The organism is Natronomonas sp., from assembly GCF_028274965.1.
GTDB lineage: Archaea > Halobacteriota > Halobacteria > Halobacteriales > Haloarculaceae > Natronomonas.
The window spans coordinates 24,038-42,015 of the sequence record NZ_JAQCNO010000053.1 but is presented as its reverse complement, the minus strand read 5'-3'; the positions used below and the strand labels follow the sequence as shown (position 1 = coordinate 42,015).

General features: G+C 70.8%; 16 protein-coding genes and 1 pseudogene. 9 read left to right on the top strand and 8 right to left on the bottom strand.

Going from position 1 to position 17,978, the window contains the following annotated elements; all coding sequences use genetic code 11:
• Nucleotides 1-47 precede the first annotated feature (47 nt).
• On the top strand, nt 48-2,228 hold the full coding sequence (locus Q0916_RS07870) for a type II/IV secretion system ATPase subunit (protein ID WP_299236371.1): 2,181 nt from the start codon (nt 48-50) through the stop codon (nt 2,226-2,228).
• The gene (locus Q0916_RS07865; RefSeq protein WP_299236370.1) at nt 2,221-4,089 is read left to right on the top strand and encodes a type II secretion system F family protein; all 1,869 of its coding nucleotides are present in this window, start codon (nt 2,221-2,223) and stop codon (nt 4,087-4,089) included. Before Q0916_RS07870 ends, Q0916_RS07865 begins: the two co-directional genes overlap by 8 nt.
• A 38-nt stretch (nt 4,090-4,127) precedes the next feature.
• Here Q0916_RS07865 and Q0916_RS07860 read toward each other — a convergent pair whose 3' ends face one another.
• Nucleotides 4,128-4,610: a DUF2062 domain-containing protein gene (locus Q0916_RS07860; RefSeq protein WP_299236369.1), complete on the bottom strand. Its 483-nt coding sequence runs from the start codon at nt 4,608-4,610 to the stop codon at nt 4,128-4,130.
• Between the two features lie 52 nt (nt 4,611-4,662).
• Here Q0916_RS07860 and Q0916_RS07855 point away from each other — a divergent pair.
• Together Q0916_RS07855 and Q0916_RS07850 are read left to right on the top strand one after the other, a co-directional pair.
• Nucleotides 4,663-5,214 (top strand): annotated as a pseudogene (locus Q0916_RS07855) (NAD(P)-binding domain-containing protein); the annotation flags it as partial.
• Entirely contained in the window at nt 5,200-5,616 is a 417-nt protein-coding gene (locus Q0916_RS07850) for an NAD(P)-dependent oxidoreductase (protein ID WP_299236405.1), read from the top strand. The pseudogene Q0916_RS07855 and the gene Q0916_RS07850, both read left to right, overlap by 15 nt.
• Nucleotides 5,617-5,670: 54 nt before the next feature.
• On the opposite strand, the gene Q0916_RS07845 is transcribed toward Q0916_RS07850, so the two are convergent.
• Nucleotides 5,671-6,387 carry an SDR family NAD(P)-dependent oxidoreductase gene (locus Q0916_RS07845; protein ID WP_299236368.1) on the bottom strand — a complete coding sequence of 239 codons (717 nt, stop codon included), beginning with the start codon at nt 6,385-6,387 and terminating at the stop codon, nt 5,671-5,673.
• A gap of 122 nt (nt 6,388-6,509) precedes the next feature.
• Nucleotides 6,510-7,736 (bottom strand): PQQ-dependent sugar dehydrogenase, encoded by a 1,227-nt coding sequence (locus Q0916_RS07840; protein ID WP_299236367.1) that lies wholly within the window; start codon nt 7,734-7,736, stop codon nt 6,510-6,512.
• A 162-nt stretch (nt 7,737-7,898) separates the two neighbouring features.
• Between Q0916_RS07840 and Q0916_RS07835 the strand changes: the two genes are divergently transcribed.
• Nucleotides 7,899-9,263, top strand: coding sequence for an MFS transporter (locus Q0916_RS07835; protein WP_299236365.1), 1,365 nt, complete (start codon nt 7,899-7,901; stop codon nt 9,261-9,263).
• Between the two features lie 98 nt (nt 9,264-9,361).
• On the opposite strand, the gene Q0916_RS07830 is transcribed toward Q0916_RS07835, so the two are convergent.
• Nucleotides 9,362-10,720: a restriction endonuclease gene (locus tag Q0916_RS07830; RefSeq protein WP_299236363.1), complete on the bottom strand. Its 1,359-nt coding sequence runs from the start codon at nt 10,718-10,720 to the stop codon at nt 9,362-9,364.
• Nucleotides 10,721-10,809: 89 nt separating this feature from the next.
• Between Q0916_RS07830 and Q0916_RS07825 the strand changes: the two genes are divergently transcribed.
• Nucleotides 10,810-11,568: a pirin family protein gene (locus Q0916_RS07825; protein WP_299236361.1), complete on the top strand. Its 759-nt coding sequence runs from the start codon at nt 10,810-10,812 to the stop codon at nt 11,566-11,568.
• A 40-nt stretch (nt 11,569-11,608) separates the two neighbouring features.
• On the opposite strand, the gene Q0916_RS07820 is transcribed toward Q0916_RS07825, so the two are convergent.
• The 3 genes from Q0916_RS07820 to Q0916_RS07810 all read right to left on the bottom strand — a co-directional run bounded on the left by Q0916_RS07820 (nt 11,609) and on the right by Q0916_RS07810 (nt 13,169).
• Complete coding sequence (locus Q0916_RS07820; RefSeq protein WP_299236359.1) at nt 11,609-12,472, bottom strand: sulfite exporter TauE/SafE family protein; 864 nt, start codon at nt 12,470-12,472, stop codon at nt 11,609-11,611.
• Nucleotides 12,473-12,475: 3 nt separating this feature from the next.
• A complete protein-coding gene (locus Q0916_RS07815; RefSeq protein ID WP_299236357.1) occupies nt 12,476-12,634 on the bottom strand; it encodes a hypothetical protein in 159 nt (52 codons plus the stop codon).
• A gap of 109 nt (nt 12,635-12,743) precedes the next feature.
• A complete protein-coding gene (locus Q0916_RS07810) occupies nt 12,744-13,169 on the bottom strand; it encodes a hypothetical protein (protein ID WP_299236355.1) in 426 nt (141 codons plus the stop codon).
• A 176-nt stretch (nt 13,170-13,345) separates the two neighbouring features.
• Between Q0916_RS07810 and Q0916_RS07805 the strand changes: the two genes are divergently transcribed.
• The gene (locus tag Q0916_RS07805; protein ID WP_299236353.1) at nt 13,346-13,855 is read left to right on the top strand and encodes a hypothetical protein; all 510 of its coding nucleotides are present in this window, start codon (nt 13,346-13,348) and stop codon (nt 13,853-13,855) included.
• Nucleotides 13,856-13,910: 55 nt separating this feature from the next.
• On the opposite strand, the gene Q0916_RS07800 is transcribed toward Q0916_RS07805, so the two are convergent.
• Nucleotides 13,911-15,515: an ABC transporter permease gene (locus Q0916_RS07800; RefSeq protein WP_299236351.1), complete on the bottom strand. Its 1,605-nt coding sequence runs from the start codon at nt 15,513-15,515 to the stop codon at nt 13,911-13,913.
• 121 nt (nt 15,516-15,636) lie between these two features.
• Between Q0916_RS07800 and Q0916_RS07795 the strand changes: the two genes are divergently transcribed.
• Nucleotides 15,637-16,188, top strand: a complete 552-nt coding sequence (locus Q0916_RS07795; protein ID WP_299236349.1) for a gluconate 2-dehydrogenase subunit 3 family protein — start codon at nt 15,637-15,639, stop codon at nt 16,186-16,188.
• The gene (locus Q0916_RS07790; RefSeq protein ID WP_299236347.1) at nt 16,185-17,792 is read left to right on the top strand and encodes a GMC family oxidoreductase; all 1,608 of its coding nucleotides are present in this window, start codon (nt 16,185-16,187) and stop codon (nt 17,790-17,792) included. The genes Q0916_RS07795 and Q0916_RS07790 overlap by 4 nt, the downstream gene beginning before the upstream one ends.
• The last annotated feature ends 186 nt before the right edge of the window (nt 17,793-17,978 follow it).

Below are 17,978 nucleotides of genomic sequence, written 5' to 3'. Positions count from 1 at the left end.
TCTCACTCCTCTGAGATTTAAATGAACACTTCGAAAAGACGAAACGAATGCCACACGACGCTCCGACGGTCCCGAACCCGGAGCCGCCTGACAGCAGACGGGCGTGGTACGCACCGGCGGTACACGACCAGTACGAGGTCGTCCCCGGCGTCGTCGCGACCGTCGCCGACGGGGACGACGCCTTCGCGTACGACGCCCGCACGCCGTCGCTGTCGACGGCCGCGCGCGCCGATCTCCGATCGATCCGGCGGCACTTCGCCGGGGCGGAGCCGAGACGCCCCCGGACCCGGGAGGGCACCGCCGAACGGTTCCGCGAGGGCTTCGACCGGAGGTACGGCCGGGTCATCGACCGCCTGACGGACTGCGCGCCGGCCGAGCGCCGCCGCGTGGAGTACCACGCGCTGGCCGAACTGACGTGTCTCGACGAACTGACGCCGCACGCCCTCGACGACGAGGTTGAGATCGCCGACCGGACCGGCTCCGAGCTCTCGGTCCACCTGACCGACTACGCCCCGGCCAACACGGGCCTTGAGGACCCCGAGTTCCTCGGTCGGTTCAGCGCCGAACGGATCGAGCGCTACACCGTCGAGTTCGCCGGCTACGAGATTCCGGTGGTGCGGTACCGCGAGCGCCTGCTCGGGACCGACCCCTTCGAGCGGAAGTACGCGGTGCTCGAACCCGACCGGCTCCCGGCCGACGAGCGGCTCATCGCCGCGTGTAAGGCCCGGATCTGGGAGGCGGGCACCGACGGCGTCGACGGGGAGGCGACGTTTCACGACCGGGTGGCGGCCGTGCGCGACCGCGGCGAGACGCTGCTCTCGCGGCTGCTCACCGCCCGGAGCTCCCGGGCGTGGCTCGGCTCGCTCTCCGATCGCCTGCGGGGGATGCTCGGCGATCGCGGCCTGATCGCCCCGCCCGTCGATCGCCGCTTCGACGACGGACGGATCGACGACCTCCTCTACTACGTGCTCCGCGATCTCGTCGGGTACGGCCAGCTCACGGTCCCGATACGGGATCCGAACCTCGAGGACATCGAGGCGAACCGCGTCGGCGAGCGCATCAAGGTCGTGCCGAACGGCGCGGGCCGCGAACCGACGAACCTCGCGTTCGACTCCGAGCGGACCTTCGTCGACGTCGTCACCCAACTCGCCGCGAAAGACGGGGTCGAGCTCTCCTCGAGCCGTCCGTCGGCGAAGGTCAACCTCGATCCGGCCGGGATCGACCAGACGATCCGCTGTGCGGTTGCGCTCCCGACCATCTCGGAGGCCGGCCCGCACGTCTCGATCCGGAAACAGGCCTCCGGCGTCCTCACGCCGCCGGAGCTGGTCGCCTCGGACTCGATCCCGACGGAGCTCGTGACGCTTCTGTGGCTGCTGTACGAACACCACGGCGTCGTCCTCTTTTCGGGTCCGACCGGGGTCGGCAAGACGACGCTTCTGAACGCCCACACGCCGTTCATCCGGTTCGACGCCCGCCCGGTGAGCATCGACGAGGGGTCGAGGGAGGTCCTGTTGCCCCACGAGACGGGCGTTTCGCTGACGACGAGAGAGCACCGCGACGAGTTCAAGAACGTCTCGATGGCCGACCTGATGACCGAGATCAACTACCTCAACCCCGACACCGAGGTGATCGGCGAAATAAACACCGCCGAGTCCTTCGAGACGTTCGGCGAGGTCCTCCAGACCGGCCACGGCGTCCTCGGGACGACCCACGCCGACGGCATCGAAAAGCTCGTCAACCGGGTCGTCGAGAAGGGCTTCTCGCCGCATCTGCTCTTCGAGATCGACCTCGTCGTGTTCCCGAAGCGGGTCGACGGCGACCGGTACGTCGCCTCGGCCGTCGAGTTGCTCTCCGAGCGGGAGGCCGACCGGACGGACCGCGAGACGGGGACGATCGAGACCGACGGGGCGACGATCCACTACGACCGCATACTCGAACGGACGCCGGACGGCGGGTGGGAGTTCGCCTACCGCCACCCGGAACTCGGAGACCCGACGGCGCGCAACGGGCTCCGGGTCCTCGAGCGACTCGCCGACGCGACGAACCGCCCCCTCGCGGAGGTCGAATCCGAGTTCCACCGCAAACACGGCTACGTCGAGTATCTGGTCGAGGAGGACGTCTCCGACGTCGACGCGCTGTTCGGCTTTCTGAGCGACCTCCGGACGAACGAGGCCGCGACGATCGAACGGATCCAGCGCCGAGGGCGACCCACAACGGACGATGCGTAGCGGGTGGGGACGCGCCTTCGGGGCCCGCCTCGATCGCGGCGCGTACGCGCTCTTTTCGCGGCACGCCGACCGACCGCGCCACGACCGCGACCGCGACCGACACCGGGGCGCGGCGCTGTCGGTCGGCTTCGAGACGTACCTCGCCCGGGTGTACGCGCTCGCCTGGACCGTCGGGCTCTGTGCCGGGGGCGCGGTCGTCGCCCTCGGCGCGACGCTCGATCCGGCCCTCCTGGACTCGCTCGGCGAGGCCGCCTTCGCGGTCGTCCCCGGCGACGGCTCGGGGTCCGTCTCGCCGCGCCCCCTCCTCGCCGCGTGCGGGCTGTTCGCCGCCGGGTCGCTCAGGCTGGCTGTCATCGGTCTCGGCGGCGTCTACCTCCGGTTTCGATCGAACGCCCGCCGGGCCGCGATCGAGCGCTCGCTGCCGGGGGCCGTCCGGTACCTCCGCGCGCTCGCCGACGGGAGCGAGGGCCGGCGCGCGATGCTCCGACGGACCGCCGACCGGGACGCCTACGGCGAGACCGCCGAGGCGCTCGATCGCGTGCTCGAAACGGCGGCGCTCACCGGGAGCCTCGACACCGGGCTCAGGAACGTCGCCCGCGAGACGCCCTCGAGAGAGCTCCTGTCGCCGTTTCTGTTGAGGTTCCGCGAGCACGCCACACAGGGGTCGGCGTCGCTTCGCCGCTATCTCCGCGCGGAGTCCCGGATGCTCTCACACCGGCAGTCCCGCGCCCGCGAGCGCGCCGACGGCTACCGGCGGCTCCTCGCGAAACTGTTCGTCGCCTCGGTCGCCTCGCCCGCGCTGTTCGTCGTCGCCGTCGCCGCGGCGAGCGTCCTCTCGGCCGGGCCGTGGCGGGCGGCGCTCGCCCCCGGCGGGGCGACGGTTCGCGCGACGCTTCTGTACGCGTGTCTCGGATCGGTCCTCGCGGTCGGCGCGGCGGCGACGGCGTCGGTCGCCCGACTCCGCCCGCGGACCCAGGGCCGGACCTACGAGCGGCCGCCCGGCCCCGAGACGCTCTCGACGGCGCTTTCGAACCCCGCAAGCGCGGCGTTCGTGTTCGCCTTTCCCGCCGTCGCCGCCGGGTGGTGTCTGTGGATCGTCGGCGAGCCCCCGGCAAACGTCGCTTTGCTCGGGTACGCGGCGCACGCCCTCCCCGTTGGCGTCGTCGCGATCCGGCGGGGCCGACTCGACGACCGAAAGGACCGCGAGATGCGGGACTTCGTCCACGCGGTCGCCGGCTACGTCGGCCTCGGACAGCCGTTCGGGTCCGCCGTCGAGACGGTCTCCGGGGAGGTCTCATTCGACGCGCTCCAGAGGGACATCGACGACCTCGCGTTCCGGCTCGGTCTCACGACCGGGACCGGCGACGCCGACGCGCGCCGCGAGGCGCTCGATCGGTTCGTCGCCCGCGTCGGCACGCCGCTTGCGACCCAGACCGTCGGCCTCGTCACCGGGGCGCTGACGGTCGGCAGCGACGCCGGGACGACCTTCGAGACGCTGCAAACGGAGATCGGGTCGCTGTACGACCGGCGCGCGGCGTTCCGATCGAGGATGCTCCTGTACGCCGCGATCGGGTGGGCGACGGCGCTTTTCGTGATCGGCCTCGTCGTCGCCGCCGACGCCTACGCGCTCGCGTGGCTCGCTCGCTTTTCGACGACGCCGGACGCCGGTGCCGCGATCGCGTCGGGCGCGTTCGGGGCCGCCTCGGACGGACCGCGGCTCTACGTCCTGACGCAGGCGACGGCGTTCGCCTGCGGGTGGTTCTCCGGCGTCGCGTCGCGGGGCCGCTACGCGGCGCTGTTTCACTCCGGCGCGCTCGTCGTGATCTGTTATGCCGTCTTCGCGGCCTTCGGGGCGATCTGACCCGCCGGCGCCACCCCGCAGCTCGCGCCGGAGGGATCTCACTCCGGGCGGAACTCGTCGTCGATGACGTCCTCGACGATGTCGGCGTCGCGCCTTCGGTACTGCGTCACGAGGACGTACACGACCGCGTACCCGACCGCCGCGGCCGCCACCCCGAGGACGACCAACCCGAGCGTCATCCGGAGGGTCACGGCGGCCGCGTCGGTGAGGCTGCCGCCCGCCGCGACGGCCGGGCCGAGCAGCTGTACCCCGATCCAGTACGCCGCGATGAACATCGGCGCTTTCACGAGCGGGTTGATGACGAGCGCCGACGAGAAGATCGCGATCCGGCTGATCCGACCGGAGAGCCGCGCGAGAAACAGAAAGAACACCAGCCCCAACCCCAGGGAGGGAAGCGTGGTGACGAACACGCCGATCGAGAAGCTCCCCGCGACCTCGTGTGGGGTGTGTTTCTCCTCGAACGCCTTCCGCAGCTCATCGCGAAACCGGCCGTAGTACCCCGTTGCGGACGCCCGAGCCATGCAGGGACCCCGCGGGGAGCCGACATGAGCGTTCCGGCAGGCAGCGCGCCCGGCGTCGCGCGGCGACGACACCCGCCCCGTCGGTAAGTTTAATTCGAGCCCCCGAGACGTGGCGGTGATGGACGCCACTGACCGAACGATCGGCTTTATTGGCCTCGGGATCATGGGCGAACCGGCGGCGAAGAACCTCGTCGACGCCGGGTACGACCTGATCGTCAACGACGTCCGCGAGGAGCCGGTCGCGGCGCTCGAAGCCGCCGGCGCGGACTCGCGGCCCACGCCGCGGGCGGTCACCGCGGACGCAGACGTCGTGATCACGTTCCTGCCGGAGGGCAAACACGTCCGGGAGGTCGCCCTCGGCGAGGACGGCATCGTCGAGGCCGCCGAGGAGGAGCTCGTGTACATCGACATGAGCACGATCGGTCCGAGCGCGATCGCCGAGGTCGAGGCCGAACTCGCCGAGCGCGGCGTCGAGGTCGTCGACGCCCCCGTCAGCGGCTCGGAGACGGGCTCGCGGGAGGCGACGATGAGCATCATGATCGGCGGCGACGAGGCCGTCGTCGCCGAGCACCGGGACCTCTTCGAGGTGATGGGCGGCAACGTCGTCCGCGTCGGCGACACCGGCGCCGGCCAGGTCGCGAAGGTCTGTAACAACATGATCGCCGCCGCGGAGGTGAGCGTCCTCGCCGAGGCGCTCGTCTTCGCCGAGAAGGCGGGCATCTCCCAGCGCAACCTCGTCGAGGCGATCCGCGGTGGGGCCGCACAGACGTGGGCCCTCGACAACCGCGCCGAGGGGATGATAGAGGGGGAGTTCGACCCCGGCTTTTTCGCCTCCTACATGTACAAGGACCTCCGGATCGCCACCGACGACGGCGAGGAGTACGGCGCGCCGCTTTTGATCTCGTCGACGAACCACGAGCTGTTCAAATCGCTCGACGAACAGGGTCGGGGCGATCTCGACTTCTCCGCCGTGATGACGCTTTATGAGGATCTCGCCGGCCTCTGAGCCCGTCCCCCGCGTCGGCCGGGACCGTGTACGCCTACCGCCCGGCCGGGGACGCTACCACGCGATCGGCTCGCGGTCCTTCCAGAGCCGTCCCGAGGGACTCCCCGGCGCGAACCGCGCGAGCCAGACCGGCGTTTCGGCGCCCTCCGACGGCGACCTCGGGGCCGTCTCCCCGCCCATGTCCGTCCGCACCCACCCCGGGGAGACGGCGTTCGCGATGAGCCCCTCGTCGCCGTACTCGCCGTCGAGGTACGCCGTGAGGCCCCCAACGCCGACCTTCGAGAGCCGGTAGGCCGGGTACTCGCCCTCCATTCGGCCCTCGGTGAACCGCCCGAGCCCCGACGAGAGGGTGACGACGCGGCCCCCCGCTCCGTCCAACAACAGCGGCAACGCGTGCTTGCTCACCACGACGGGCCCCCGGAGGTTCACGGCCATCGTCCGGTCGAAATCGGCGACGTCCATCCCGTCGAGCGGCCCCGACCGCGGGAACACCCCCGCGTTGTTCACGAGCACGTCGAGCGTCCCCCGTTCGCGCTCGATGCGCTCGAAGGCCGCGCGCACCTCCTCGTCTTCGGTCACGTCCAACCGGATCGCGCGCTGGTCGGGCGCGTCGACGTCCGCCGGGTCGCGCGCGCCGGCGTACACGGTCGCCCCCAACTCGGCGAGCCCCGCGGCGATCTCCGCGCCGATGCCACGGGTCGCCCCCGTGATCAAGGCGGTCTCGTCGGTCAGGTCGGCCTTGAGTTCGACCCCTGTCGGCGTCTCCGTCATGCCCCCACGTACGCCGCGGCGCTACTAGAACCACCGGGTCGACCGCCGACGCCTCGGTCCGCCGTTCGCCCCCGACGGGGCGCCTTTCGAACCGAAGCGGGGGCCGCGAGCGCGTCCGGCGATCACTCCGCGGGCGCGATCCGGTAGACCGGCGCGTCGTCGTCGTCGACCGCCACGTAGAGATGCCCCGAGACGGGCGAGACGGTCACGTCCCGGAGCCGCTGGCCCCGGTCGGCCAACAGCGGCTCGACCGCCGTCACCGCCTCGCCGTCGACCTCGAAGTGCGCGAGCGAGCGCTTTGCCGTGCCGGCGACGAACAGGTCGCCGCGCCACTCGGGGACGGCGTCGCCGTCGTAGAAACTCGCGCCGCTCGGCGGGAAGCCCCCGCTCCCGCAGGGCCACCCGAAGACCGGCGCGCGCACGTCCTCGCGCTCGTCGTGGGGGACGCCGACGTCCTCGTCGGAGCCGTACTCACAGGAGTTGTCGGCGACCGGCCAGCCGTAGTTCGCGCCCGCTTCGAGGACGTTTATCTCGTCGCCGTCGCGCTCGCCGTACTCCGTCTCCCACACCGCGCCCGTCTCGGGGTGGACCGCGAGCCCCTGGGGGTTTCGGTTGCCGTAGGTGAACACCGCCCCGGAGGCTTCCGGGTCGTCGACGAAGGGGTTCGACCCGGGGACGGACCCGTCCTCGCGCAGCCGGAGGACCGATCCGAGGTCGTCGTCGACGGTCTGTCCGACGTGCTCCGGGCCGAAGTTCTTGAACTGCCGGTCGCCGACGCTCACGTAGAGGTAGCCCTCGGGGTCGAAGACCGCACGCGATCCGTAGTGGCCGTCCGAGTCGACGAACGGGCGGGCGGTGTACAGCGGCTCGAAGTCGACGAGTCGCTCTCGGTCTCGGTCCAACCGCCCGCGCCCGACTTCGGTGCTCGAACCGCCCGCCCCCGAGACGGAGTAGGTGAGATAGACGAGCCGGTTGGAGTCGAACTCCGGGTGCGTCGTCACGTCCAACAGCCCGCCCTGCCCGCGGGCGCGGACCTCGGGGACGCCCGCCAGTTCGGTCCGCTCGCCGCCTTCGACGTCCACGAGAAGCAGCCGTCCGGCCTGTTCGGTCACGAGCATCCCGGACTCGTCGGGGAGAAACGCGAGCCCCCAGGGGTTCGAGAGCCCCGAAACGGCCTCCGTCACCACGACGTCGGCGTCGGCGTCGGCGTCGGCGTCGGTGCCCGACTCCGGCGGGTCGTCTGCGGGTTCGGAGCCGTCGTCGGACCCGGAGGAAGCGGCGTCGAGACACCCGCCGAGCGCGCCGAGTGCGCCGACGCCGGCGAGCCGTAGGTAGCGTCGTCGGTCCATATCCGAGCTAGGACCTCCGCGCTGAAATCAGGATCGCCGGGGGCCGCCGCCGGCGCCGCGATCGCTTCGATGTGCGCCCCGGTCCGGGGGCCGCCCGCGAAAACCTATATACCGCGGCTCCGACTCCGGGGACGAGCGGCGAGGCGCGAGTACGAACCACCCATGAGTCGAACACAGGGGTCCGCCGGTGCCGAGGGGACGAGCGCGCTGGACGCGTTTCGGCGCTTTTTCGCGCTGGAACGGGACGTGTTGGTGCTGTCGGTGGCGATGTTCGCGTTCAGCCTCGGCTTTCAGATGACCAGCCGGTTTCTCCCCGAGTACATCGTCGCACTCGGCGCCTCGGGGGTCGTCGTCGGCCTGTTCGGAACCGCCGGCAACGTGATCTCCGCCGTGTTCCCGTACCCCGGCGGCGCGGTCTCGGACCGCATCGGCTCGCGGTACGCGCTCACCCTGTTCGGGCTGATCTCGACGCTCGGCTTCGGGGTCTGGCTGATCGCGCCGACCCTCGGTTCGGTCGCCGTCGGCGGCGTGACGATCCCGCCGTGGGTCTGGATCTTCGTCGGTCTGGTGCTCGCACAGGGCTGGAAGTCGTTCGGCCTGGGGGCGACGTTCGCGGTCGTCAAGCAGGCGACCGACCCCTCGCGGTTGGCCGCCGGCTTCGCCAGCACCGAGACGTTCCGTCGGAGCGCCTTCCTCATCGGGCCGGTCCTCGCCGCCGGACTCATCGGCTCTCACCCCGAGTTCACGGTGAGCTTCCGGTACGTGCTGGCCGTCGCCGTCGTCTTTGGGGCTACCGGCACGCTCGCTCAGCACCTCCTCTATGAGGCCCGCGAGGACTCCGTCGGCGGCTCGTTCGCGGGCCTCGATCGGGTCCGTCGGGACCTGCGGGAGATGCCCGGACCGCTCCGGCCGCTGTTGGTCGGGGACACGCTCGTCCGGTTCGCAAACGGGATGGTGTACGTGTTTTTCGTGCTGGTCGTCACGCGGTTCTACCGGGTCGGGTTCGAGACGACGGTCCGACTCGCCGGCCTCTCGTATCCGATCGACCTCCCGCCGGAGGCGTTCTTCGGGTACCTGCTCGGCGTCGAGATGCTGGTCGCGCTCGTCTCGATGGCCCCGGCGGCGAACGCCGCCGAGCGGGTCGGGCTCAAACCCGTCGTCGCGCTCGGGTTCGCGGTGTACGCCCTGTTTCCGATCGTCCTGATCGGCGGCCCGGAGGCCCTCGCCCCGGCGGTGTCGCTGCAGTGGGCGATGGTGCTCGTCTTCGCGTTCTCGGGGCTGCGCTTCGCCGGGTTGCCCTCGCATAAGGCGTTGATCGTCGGCCCCGCCGAGGCCGGCGCCGCCGGCCGCGTCACCGGCACGTACTACCTCCTGCGGAACAGCGTCGTCGTCCCCAGCGCGGCGATCGGCGGCCTGCTGTGGGAGTTTCTCAGCCCCGAGGTCGCCTTCGGCGTCGCGGCGGCGATCGGCGTCGTCGGGACGGGATACTTCATCGCCTTCGGCGAGGAGTTCGACGCCTACCGCTGACCACCCCCTCCTTTCGGGCGCGACCGCGGGCCGGACGCCGCGATCCGGGGCCGACATCGGACGCCGGACGGAGGCTTCGGCTTGGCCCCACCCGCAGTTCAGACGACGGCGACGGTGACGGCGAAAAGCGCGACGAGGACCAGCGCCGCGGCCACGCCGAGCAACGCTCGGTTCTCCGTCGCCTTCTCGCGGAGCGACATGGCGGCGTACTCCTCGCGGAACGCCTCGAGGTTCTCCTCGTCGTAGAAGTGCTTCCTCTTCAGCGCGAACCGCTCGGTCACCGCACAGCCGGTACAGACCGGCTCCCCCTCGAGCCGTTCGGCCCTGATGTGGCTCTCGCAGGCGATCGCCCCGCAGTTCGGACAGAAGGTGTACGTCCCGTCGGCGCCGCTGGTCTCGCAGTGGACGCACCGATGGATGCCGTCCTCGACTGCGACCCGCGAGGGGCCGGCGGCGTAGTACTCGTAGGGGTAGGAGTACTCCAGTAGCTCCGTCGTCTGTCGGACCTCAGGGAGGTAGACCGGCTCGATCGACTGCACCGAGACGTCCGAGCGGTTCGGCTCACAGGCCCTGTCGTACGTGACGTTGTTGTCGCCGGTGTAGGTCACCGTCGTCGTGTGGTACTCCCGGAGGCGCTCGACGGCCCACTCCTTGTAGCCCGTCTGTGTCCGGCCGAACCGCCGTTTCTCGACGTCGTCGAAGGCCTCCCCGAACCGCTCGGACCCGACGTCGACCGTCGCGTGGCGGTTCTCGGCGACGAGCGTCGCGACCTCCTCGTCGGCGACCCGCGGACGCTCGCGCTCGGCGTGGACGACGAACCGCGTGCGGTCGTCGATCCGGTGGATCACGCCGACCGAGGTCTCGAAGACGGCGTCCGTGTCGGCGGTGATCGCGACCACCGGACGGAACGTTACCCGCGAGCGCGGGCTCGGGACCTCCGCAGCCCCGATGTTCTCGACGTCGCGGAACGCCTCCCGGACGGGCGCGTCGATCCCTGCGGTCGGATCGTGCGGCCGGAGGGTCTCCTCACAGAGGATCTCGATACGGCCGTTGTAGAGATCCAGCCCGATCTCGTCGGCGATCTCCCGGAGGTCCTCGCCGTCGAGCAGCTCGATCGGGTACGGATCGTCGCGCTCTCGGAGCCTCTCGGCGTACTCCTTGGCGGGCCCGGTGAACCGACCGGTCGTGACGACGACGCCGCGTTTCGGGCCGTCGAACTCGAACGTCGCGATCGCCGAGTGGAGCTTCTGGACGACGGGCCGTCCGACCGTTTCGGTGTGTTTGCACTCGACGACGACCGCGCGGCGGGTGCCGTCGACGACCTCCTCCATGACGACGTCGCGGCCCTCGTCGGCCGTCCGGGCGGCCTGCCGGACGTTCTCGTAGCCGAGGTTCCGAAAGACGTCCTCCATCACGTCCTCGAACTCGAACCCAGAGAGCTCGTCCAGTACGGCCATGCCGGTACGACGACGTGTGCGCCCGGAGCGTCAAATACGTTGCCGACGGCGCGGAACCGGTATACCGCCTCCGGACGTACGGTGACGCGATGGACGACTCACCGCGCGCACAGAGCCGACCGCGGGTCCACACCGCGCCGCGAACGGACGTCTCACAGAACCAAGGCGCCTTCCGGATCCACTTCAATTTCCCCGGCCGGGCCGTCCCCGGCCACGACGACCACGGCTACGGGCCCTTGGCGACCGTCGTCGAGTCGTTCATGGACCCGGGGACGCTGATCCCGATGCACCAACACCGCAACGAGGAGATCGTCTCGTGGGTGCCAGATGGCGTGATGCGCCACGACGACCGGCGGGGCAACGAACTCGTCACCGACCCCGAGCACCTGATGGCGATGAACGCCGGCAGCGGCTTCTGGCACGCCGAGGAGACGCTCGCGGAGGACCCGCCGCTGCGGATGCTCCAGATCTTCGTCCGCCCGCACAGCCTCGGTCTCGAACCCGGTATTCAGCACGAGCCGATCCCCGATCCGGTCGCCGGCGAGTGGCGGCACCTGTTCGGCCCCGAGGGAACCGACGCCCCGCTGTCCGTCCGCAACGGCGTCGAGTTTTATGACTGCCGGCTCGCCGCCGGCGCCACGGTCGCACTCCCCGACCGTCCGGGCCGACACACCTACCTGTACGTCTTCGAGGGCGGCGTCGAGGTCGGCGGGGAGTCGGTCGGGTACACCGAAAGCGCCCTCGTGGTCGGGGACGCGTCCGTCACTGCGACCGAGGACGCCACCGTCGTCGCCTTCGCGATCGATCCGGACGCCCCCGTCACGCGAGCGGGCACCGTCGGGCGGTAACCCCCCCGTCGGTGGGGCCTCCGATCGTCGAGCGCGCGGCTCAAAGCGGCTGGTAGAACGGGATCGGCGGGCGGGGCAGGTGGACGCCGTACAGCATCAGGCCGTGCTGCAGCGGGACGTATCCGAGGACGACGAACGCGACCCCCAACACCCGGTGCAACCGGACCCGGTTCGCCGTCGCGAGCGACCCGAGCGCCGTCCCGTACACGAAAAGCGTCGGGATCGTCCCGAGACCCAAAACGCCGAGCGAGAGGGCCGCCCGGGCCGGGTCGCCGAGGGCGAACGCGTAGAGGTACGCCGGGTAGATGATCGGGCACGGGAGCAGCCCGTGGACGGCCCCCAGGCCGACGATCCCCGGCGAGTCCGCGAGCCGACCGATCCGTCCGGTGAGTTGGCTCGACACCCACCTGAACGCCGGCGACACGACCGGGATCCCGTGTGGAACCCCGGACTGCCCCCGGAGGTAGTACACGCCGCTTGCGACGATCGCGAGACCGACGGCGATCCCGACCGTCGCTCGGACGCCGTTGCCGACCGCTGTCACCGTATCGACCGACGCGAACGCCAGCCCGCCGACCAGCCCGAAGACCCCGCCCAGGAACGCGTAACTCGCCGCCCGCCCGAGGTTGAAAAGCGCGTGCTGTCTGACCTCGTACAGCGTCAGCGCGTTCGTCCGCCTGCCGCCGCGTTGGGGGTTGAACTGGTCGGCGTAGGCGGTGACGAGCGGGCCGCACATCCCGAGACAGTGCGCCCCGGCGAGCAGCCCGACCACAGAGAAGACGACCAGATCGACGTTGCCGCCCGACACCGCCGGCAGGCCGGCGCCGGGCGCCTGTGCGAGCAGCCACGCGACCGCGTCCCCGGCCGCGCCCGCCGCCCCCGATCCGACGCGTGCAGCCCCCATCGGCTACCGGGTGCCAGCCGGGGCGACGGTGCTCGCGGCGCCCGCCGTCCCGACGACGCCGGGGTCGGCCGCCTCCGGGCCGGCGCGACACTCCACCGCCGACGGCCGACGCGGGGCGCGGACCGGCGTCCCCGCTTCCGCGGGGAACGTATCGGGTATCATACCAACGTCTTGGCCGCGATCGGACATAAACCATCGGTCCCGGCCCCGGTCCCGTCCCTGTTACCCTCCTCGCGTCGGTGCTCCCGGCGTCGGCGCCTCGGGAGGGGCCTCAGGCCTCCTCCGGCGTGCCCGAGCGAGTTCGGGCGTACATGAGCGGCACGCCCGCGAGGCCGCCAATGACTGCGGCGCCCGCGAGCACGGGGAGGATCACCGTCACCCGCGTCAAAAACAGGGGTCCGCGCAGGAACACGAACACGAACAGCCACACGAACACCGTCAGCACCGCGGTCGCGGCGCCGAACCAGACCCCGGTGCTGTACGCGTAGTGCCGGCGCTGCTCGACGATGACGCCCCACGCGATGGTCCCCGTCAGTATCGCTGGGAAGGCGATGACGATCGACGCGTAGACCGTCGAGACGCCGATCGCCTGCGTCACCGCGTCCGTTGCCGAGGCGAGCGCCACGATCACCGCGACGCCCCCGAGGAACGCGTATCCGCCCGCGTACACCTTCCACATCGTCGGACTCGCTGACATGCCGGTCGCTACACCCGACGCTTTTATAAGTTCCCGGATAGCCGACGCGTCCGGGGGCACTCGTCGGTTCGTCGACGGCCCGAGACGCGTCGAGGCCGGCGACCGACGGGGATTGTATCCCTTGTGGCCGACTCCGGACCGTAACGCATTCAACGCGGTTCCCGTAACCCCCGGGCGTGAACAGAACAGCGCTGGCCGTCGTGGCCGTCGCGGTGATCGCACTCGCCGGCTGCTCCGGTGTTCCCGGAGCCGGATCCGACGGGACCGGCACCGATCCCGGCGTCGACGTCGAGAGCAACGACACGGGAGCGACGAACGTGACGCAGTCGGTCGTAATCGAGGTCGAGGAGACGGCCGAAGGCGAGGAACTGAGCGCGATCGGGGCCACGTACCCCCGGGACCGTTTCACCGTCCGGGCGGCCCAACACGATCAGATCGGGATCGGTGTCGACAGCGACGGCGACGGCGAGGTCGAACGCCGGTTCAACGAGACGAACATCAGCGGCGTCAACAACAACGCGTACTCCTTCGACGTCACGCTCGACACCGGGTACGCGCTCTCGTCGGGCGACACCGTGGTGGTCGAGTACCCCGCCGTCGACAACCCGACAGAGTCCGGCCAGTACACCGTCGGGACGCGCCTGAACGACCGTCCGGCGGCCAACGCGACCGTCGCTATCGGGTGACGCCCGGGGCGGGGTGGGACGGGACGAGATGGGTTCCGCCCCCGGTTCGACCCGCTCACAGCCCCCCGTCTGTCCCCTCCTGAGAGAGCAACACGACCATCGACAGCCCGGAGATGCCCAACAGCAAGAGCGCCGGGATCGCGGCGTACTGGTACAGCGCGGTGTCCTGGGCCCGCCAGATCTGCGTGACGATCGTCTCGAACCCCGAGGGCCGGAGAATGAGGGTCACGGGCAGTTCCTTCATCGTCGTCAGGAACACCAGCGCCGCGCCGGCGACGATCCCCGAGCGCGTCAGCGGGAACGTGATCCGCCTGAACGTCCCGAGCGACGACTCGCCGAGCGTGCGACCGGCCTCGACGAGCTTGGGGTCGATCTGTAGCATCGACGTCCGCGAGGAGCCGACGGCCTGCGGGAGAAACCGAACGACGTACGCGAACACCAAAAGCGGGAGCGTCTGGTAAACCGACGGGAGGTATCCAGCGCCGAAGTACACGAGCGCCAGGGCCAACACGACCCCGGGAACGGCAAAGCCGACGTAGGTCATCCGCTCGAAGACGAGCGCCAACCGCGAGTCGTCCGTGGCGGCGTAGTACGCGATCGGCAGCGCAACGAGCGCTGCGACGGCGGCGGTCGCGGCGGAGATCGAGACGGAGTTGAGCACCTGCGTCCACTCGAAGGCGAGCGACGGGCGGCGGCCGGCGTCGGCGCGGCGGAGCCACAACAGCAGTATCCAGACGGGGACCGCGAGCGCGACCGTCGAGACGCCCGCCGGGAGCAGACTCGCCGGCCAGCGCCACGCCCCCAGTCGGACCCGACTGCCCGCCCGCTCGGCGTCGTCGCCTTGGACCGTGTCGTCTGTCCGGACGAGCCACTCCAAGGCGAGGACGACGACGACGACGCCGAGCAACTGCAGCGAGAGCAACGCGGCGTAGTCGCGCCCGAAGGCGTTGTACTCGACGTAGATCTGCCGGGTGAACACCGACAGCCGCATGATCGCCGGCGTTCCGAAATCCGAGACGGCGTACAGCGCGGTCAACAGCGCGCCGGCCCCCACCGCCGGTCGGACCTGCGGGAGCGTGATCCGGCGAAACGACGCCCACCGGCCCTGGTTGAGCGTCCTGGCCGCGTCGAACAGCCGCGTGTCGAACGAGAGCAGCGCGGCCCGGGTCGTGAGGTACACGTATGGGTAGGTGTACAGCGTGATCACGAACACCGCGCCGGGGAGGCCGTACACCTGCGGCACCCGATCGATGCCGAGCGGCGACAACAGCGCGTGGAACTCGCCGTTGGGGCCGAACGCGGAGACGAACGCGAACGCCCCGATGTAGCTGGGGACGACGAGCGGGAGCGCAACGGCAACGGACCAGAACCGACGGAACGGGAGGTCGGTCCGGACCGTCAGGTACGCAAGCGGCACGCCGAGCAGGATCGAACACGCCGTCACGCCGCCCATCAAAAGCAGGCTGTTGAGCAGCACGTCGGCGGTCCCCGCGCTGAAAAGCAGCTCCGAGGCGCGCCCCCGGTCGACCCTGACGGCCTCGATAACGAGCCACAGAAGCGGGAAGACGAGCGCGACCGCGATGGCTCCCGACAGCACGACGAGCCACGTCGAGGCGGTCCGGTCGGCCGAGCGGAGCGCGATTCTGTTGGGTAGGTCCATCGGTCGGTGTCGGTGTCGGGTGCCGCCGGGACGGCGGTCTGTCTTCCCTACCGGCGCGTCGGTTATGTGTGGACCGGTTCGGTCCGACGGATATAAGCGTTTAGGTCCGCCTAAACACCGCATGGAACTGACCAGGCGCGACGCGGCGGCCGCACTCGCCGCGATCGGAGCGACGGGCGGCGTCGCGCTGGGGGCCGACCGGGTCCGCGACTCCGGCGACGGGGCGTCGGCCTCCGACGAGGGGGCCGACCCGATCACCGACGAGCAGGTGCGTGCGTCGCTCGTCGCGGTCGCGCGGGTCGTGTACCCAGAGGAGGTCTCGGGTGTCGAGGCGTTCGTCAACGGCTTTCTCGACGGTCGCCTGACCGGCGACCCCCACGCCCGGGCGCTGCGGGAGACGGTCGCCGAGGTCGACGGGATCGCCCGCTCGTGGTACGACGCGCCGATCGCGGCGCTGTCGGCCGAGACCCGCGACCGCCTCCTCCGGGAACTCGGGGCCGACACCGCCGAGGAGGACCCCGACGGGACGACCGCCGAGCGGGTCCGGTACTACGTCGTCAACGAACTCCTCCTCGCGCTGTACGCCTCCCCGACGGGCGGGGAACTCGCCGGGATCGAGAACCCCCAGGGCTACCCCGGGGGCGCAGAGAGCTACGCGAGGGGGCCCCGATGACGCGCTCCGTCGGCCCGAGCGCCGACCGGACGCCCGTCGAGTCCGCCGACGTCTGCGTGATCGGGGCCGGGCCGGCCGGGGGGCTGATCGCCGACCGGCTGGCCGCCGACCACGAGGTCGTCGTGCTTGAGGCCGGCCCGCGGTTCGACCCCGCCGACCGGATCGAACGACAGGAGCGCGCGATCCGGCCCGCCTTCGACCGCCCCGACGTCTGGGACGTCGGCGGCGACCGCGACGCCCACAGCAACGGCGGCGAGTGGTTCTACCCGCTGAACCACGCCCGCGTCAAGGGGATCGGCGGGTCGACGCTGCACTGGCAGGGGATGGTCGTCCGCCTCCACGAGGACGACTTCAACTCCGGGTCCGAACGCGGCGTCGGGCCCGACTGGCCGATCGAGTACGCCGACCTCCGCCCGCACTACGCCGCGGCCGAACGCGAGTTGGGGGTCGCCGGCGCCGACGACAACCCCTACGCGCCGCCGCGGGAACAGCCCCACCCGATGCCGGCGTTCTCGCCGTCCTACAGCGACTCGCTGTTCGCGGAGGCCTGCGAGGAACTCGGGATCGACATGCACTCGGTCCCGAACGCGCGCAACTCGGAGGCCTACGACGACCGCTCGGCCTGCGTCGGCTACGGCACCTGCCAGCCCGTCTGTCCGTCGGGGGCGAAGTACGACGCGACGGTTCACGTCGACCGCGCCGAGCGGAAGGGCGCGACGGTCCTCGATCGCGCGCCGGTTGAGTACCTCGATCACGACGCCGAGCGGGTGACGGCGGCGGTCTATGCGACCCCCGACGGCACACAGCACCGCCAGACCGCAGAGGCGTTCGTCGTCGCCTGCGGCGGCGTCGAGACGCCGCGACTCCTGTTGTTGTCCGAGTCCTCGCAGTACCCAGAGGGGCTGGCGAACTCCTCGGGGCTGGTCGGGTCGTTCTTCATGGACCACCTCTTCGCGGGGATGGGGGGGCTGCTCGACGAGCCGACCCGACAGAACCACGTCGGATTTCTCACGAGCGGGTGCGACCAGTTCTACGACGAGGCCGACGAGGAGACCGGACCGTTCAAGCTGGAGTTTTTCAACTACGACGGCCCCTCGCCGGTCACGATGGCGCTCACCGGCGACGACTGGGGCGACGCGCTGCTCGAGCGGATCCGCGCGGACTACGGGAACCACATCGGCATGGGGGCGCTCGTCGAACAGCTCCCCCGCGAGGAGAGCCGCGTGGCGCTCGATCCGGACCGGACCGACCACCGCGGCAACCCGGTCCCGGAGATCAACTGGACGGTCGGCGACCGGGCGCTCCGGACGATCGAGCGGGCCAACGAGATCCAACGCGAGATCCTCGAGGAGCTGGGCGTCGACATCGGCTGGCAGGTCGGCCCCGAAAACACCGGTCCGGCGTACCACCACATGGGGACGACGCGGATGGGCGAGGACCCCGAGGAAAGCGTCGTCGACGCCGAGTTGCGAACCCACGACCTCGGGAACTGCTGGATCGCCTCGAGCAGCGTCTTCCCGACCGCCGGGGCGATGAACCCGACGCTCACGATCGCCGCGCTGGCGCTGCGGGCGGCCGACAGCGTCGCGGCGGCGCTCCACTAATTTTTAGGTAAACCTAAAAGCTCAAGTGCGCTCGGCGGAAACGCTCCGGTCATGAACGAAACAGCACGCGATGCGGACGTTACGGCGGACCTCGACGCGGACGCAAACGGCGCAGCCGCGGGATCGGACGCCGCGTCCGGGACCGCCGGAGCCGAAGCGTCGACCGACGCCGACGCCGACGACTAC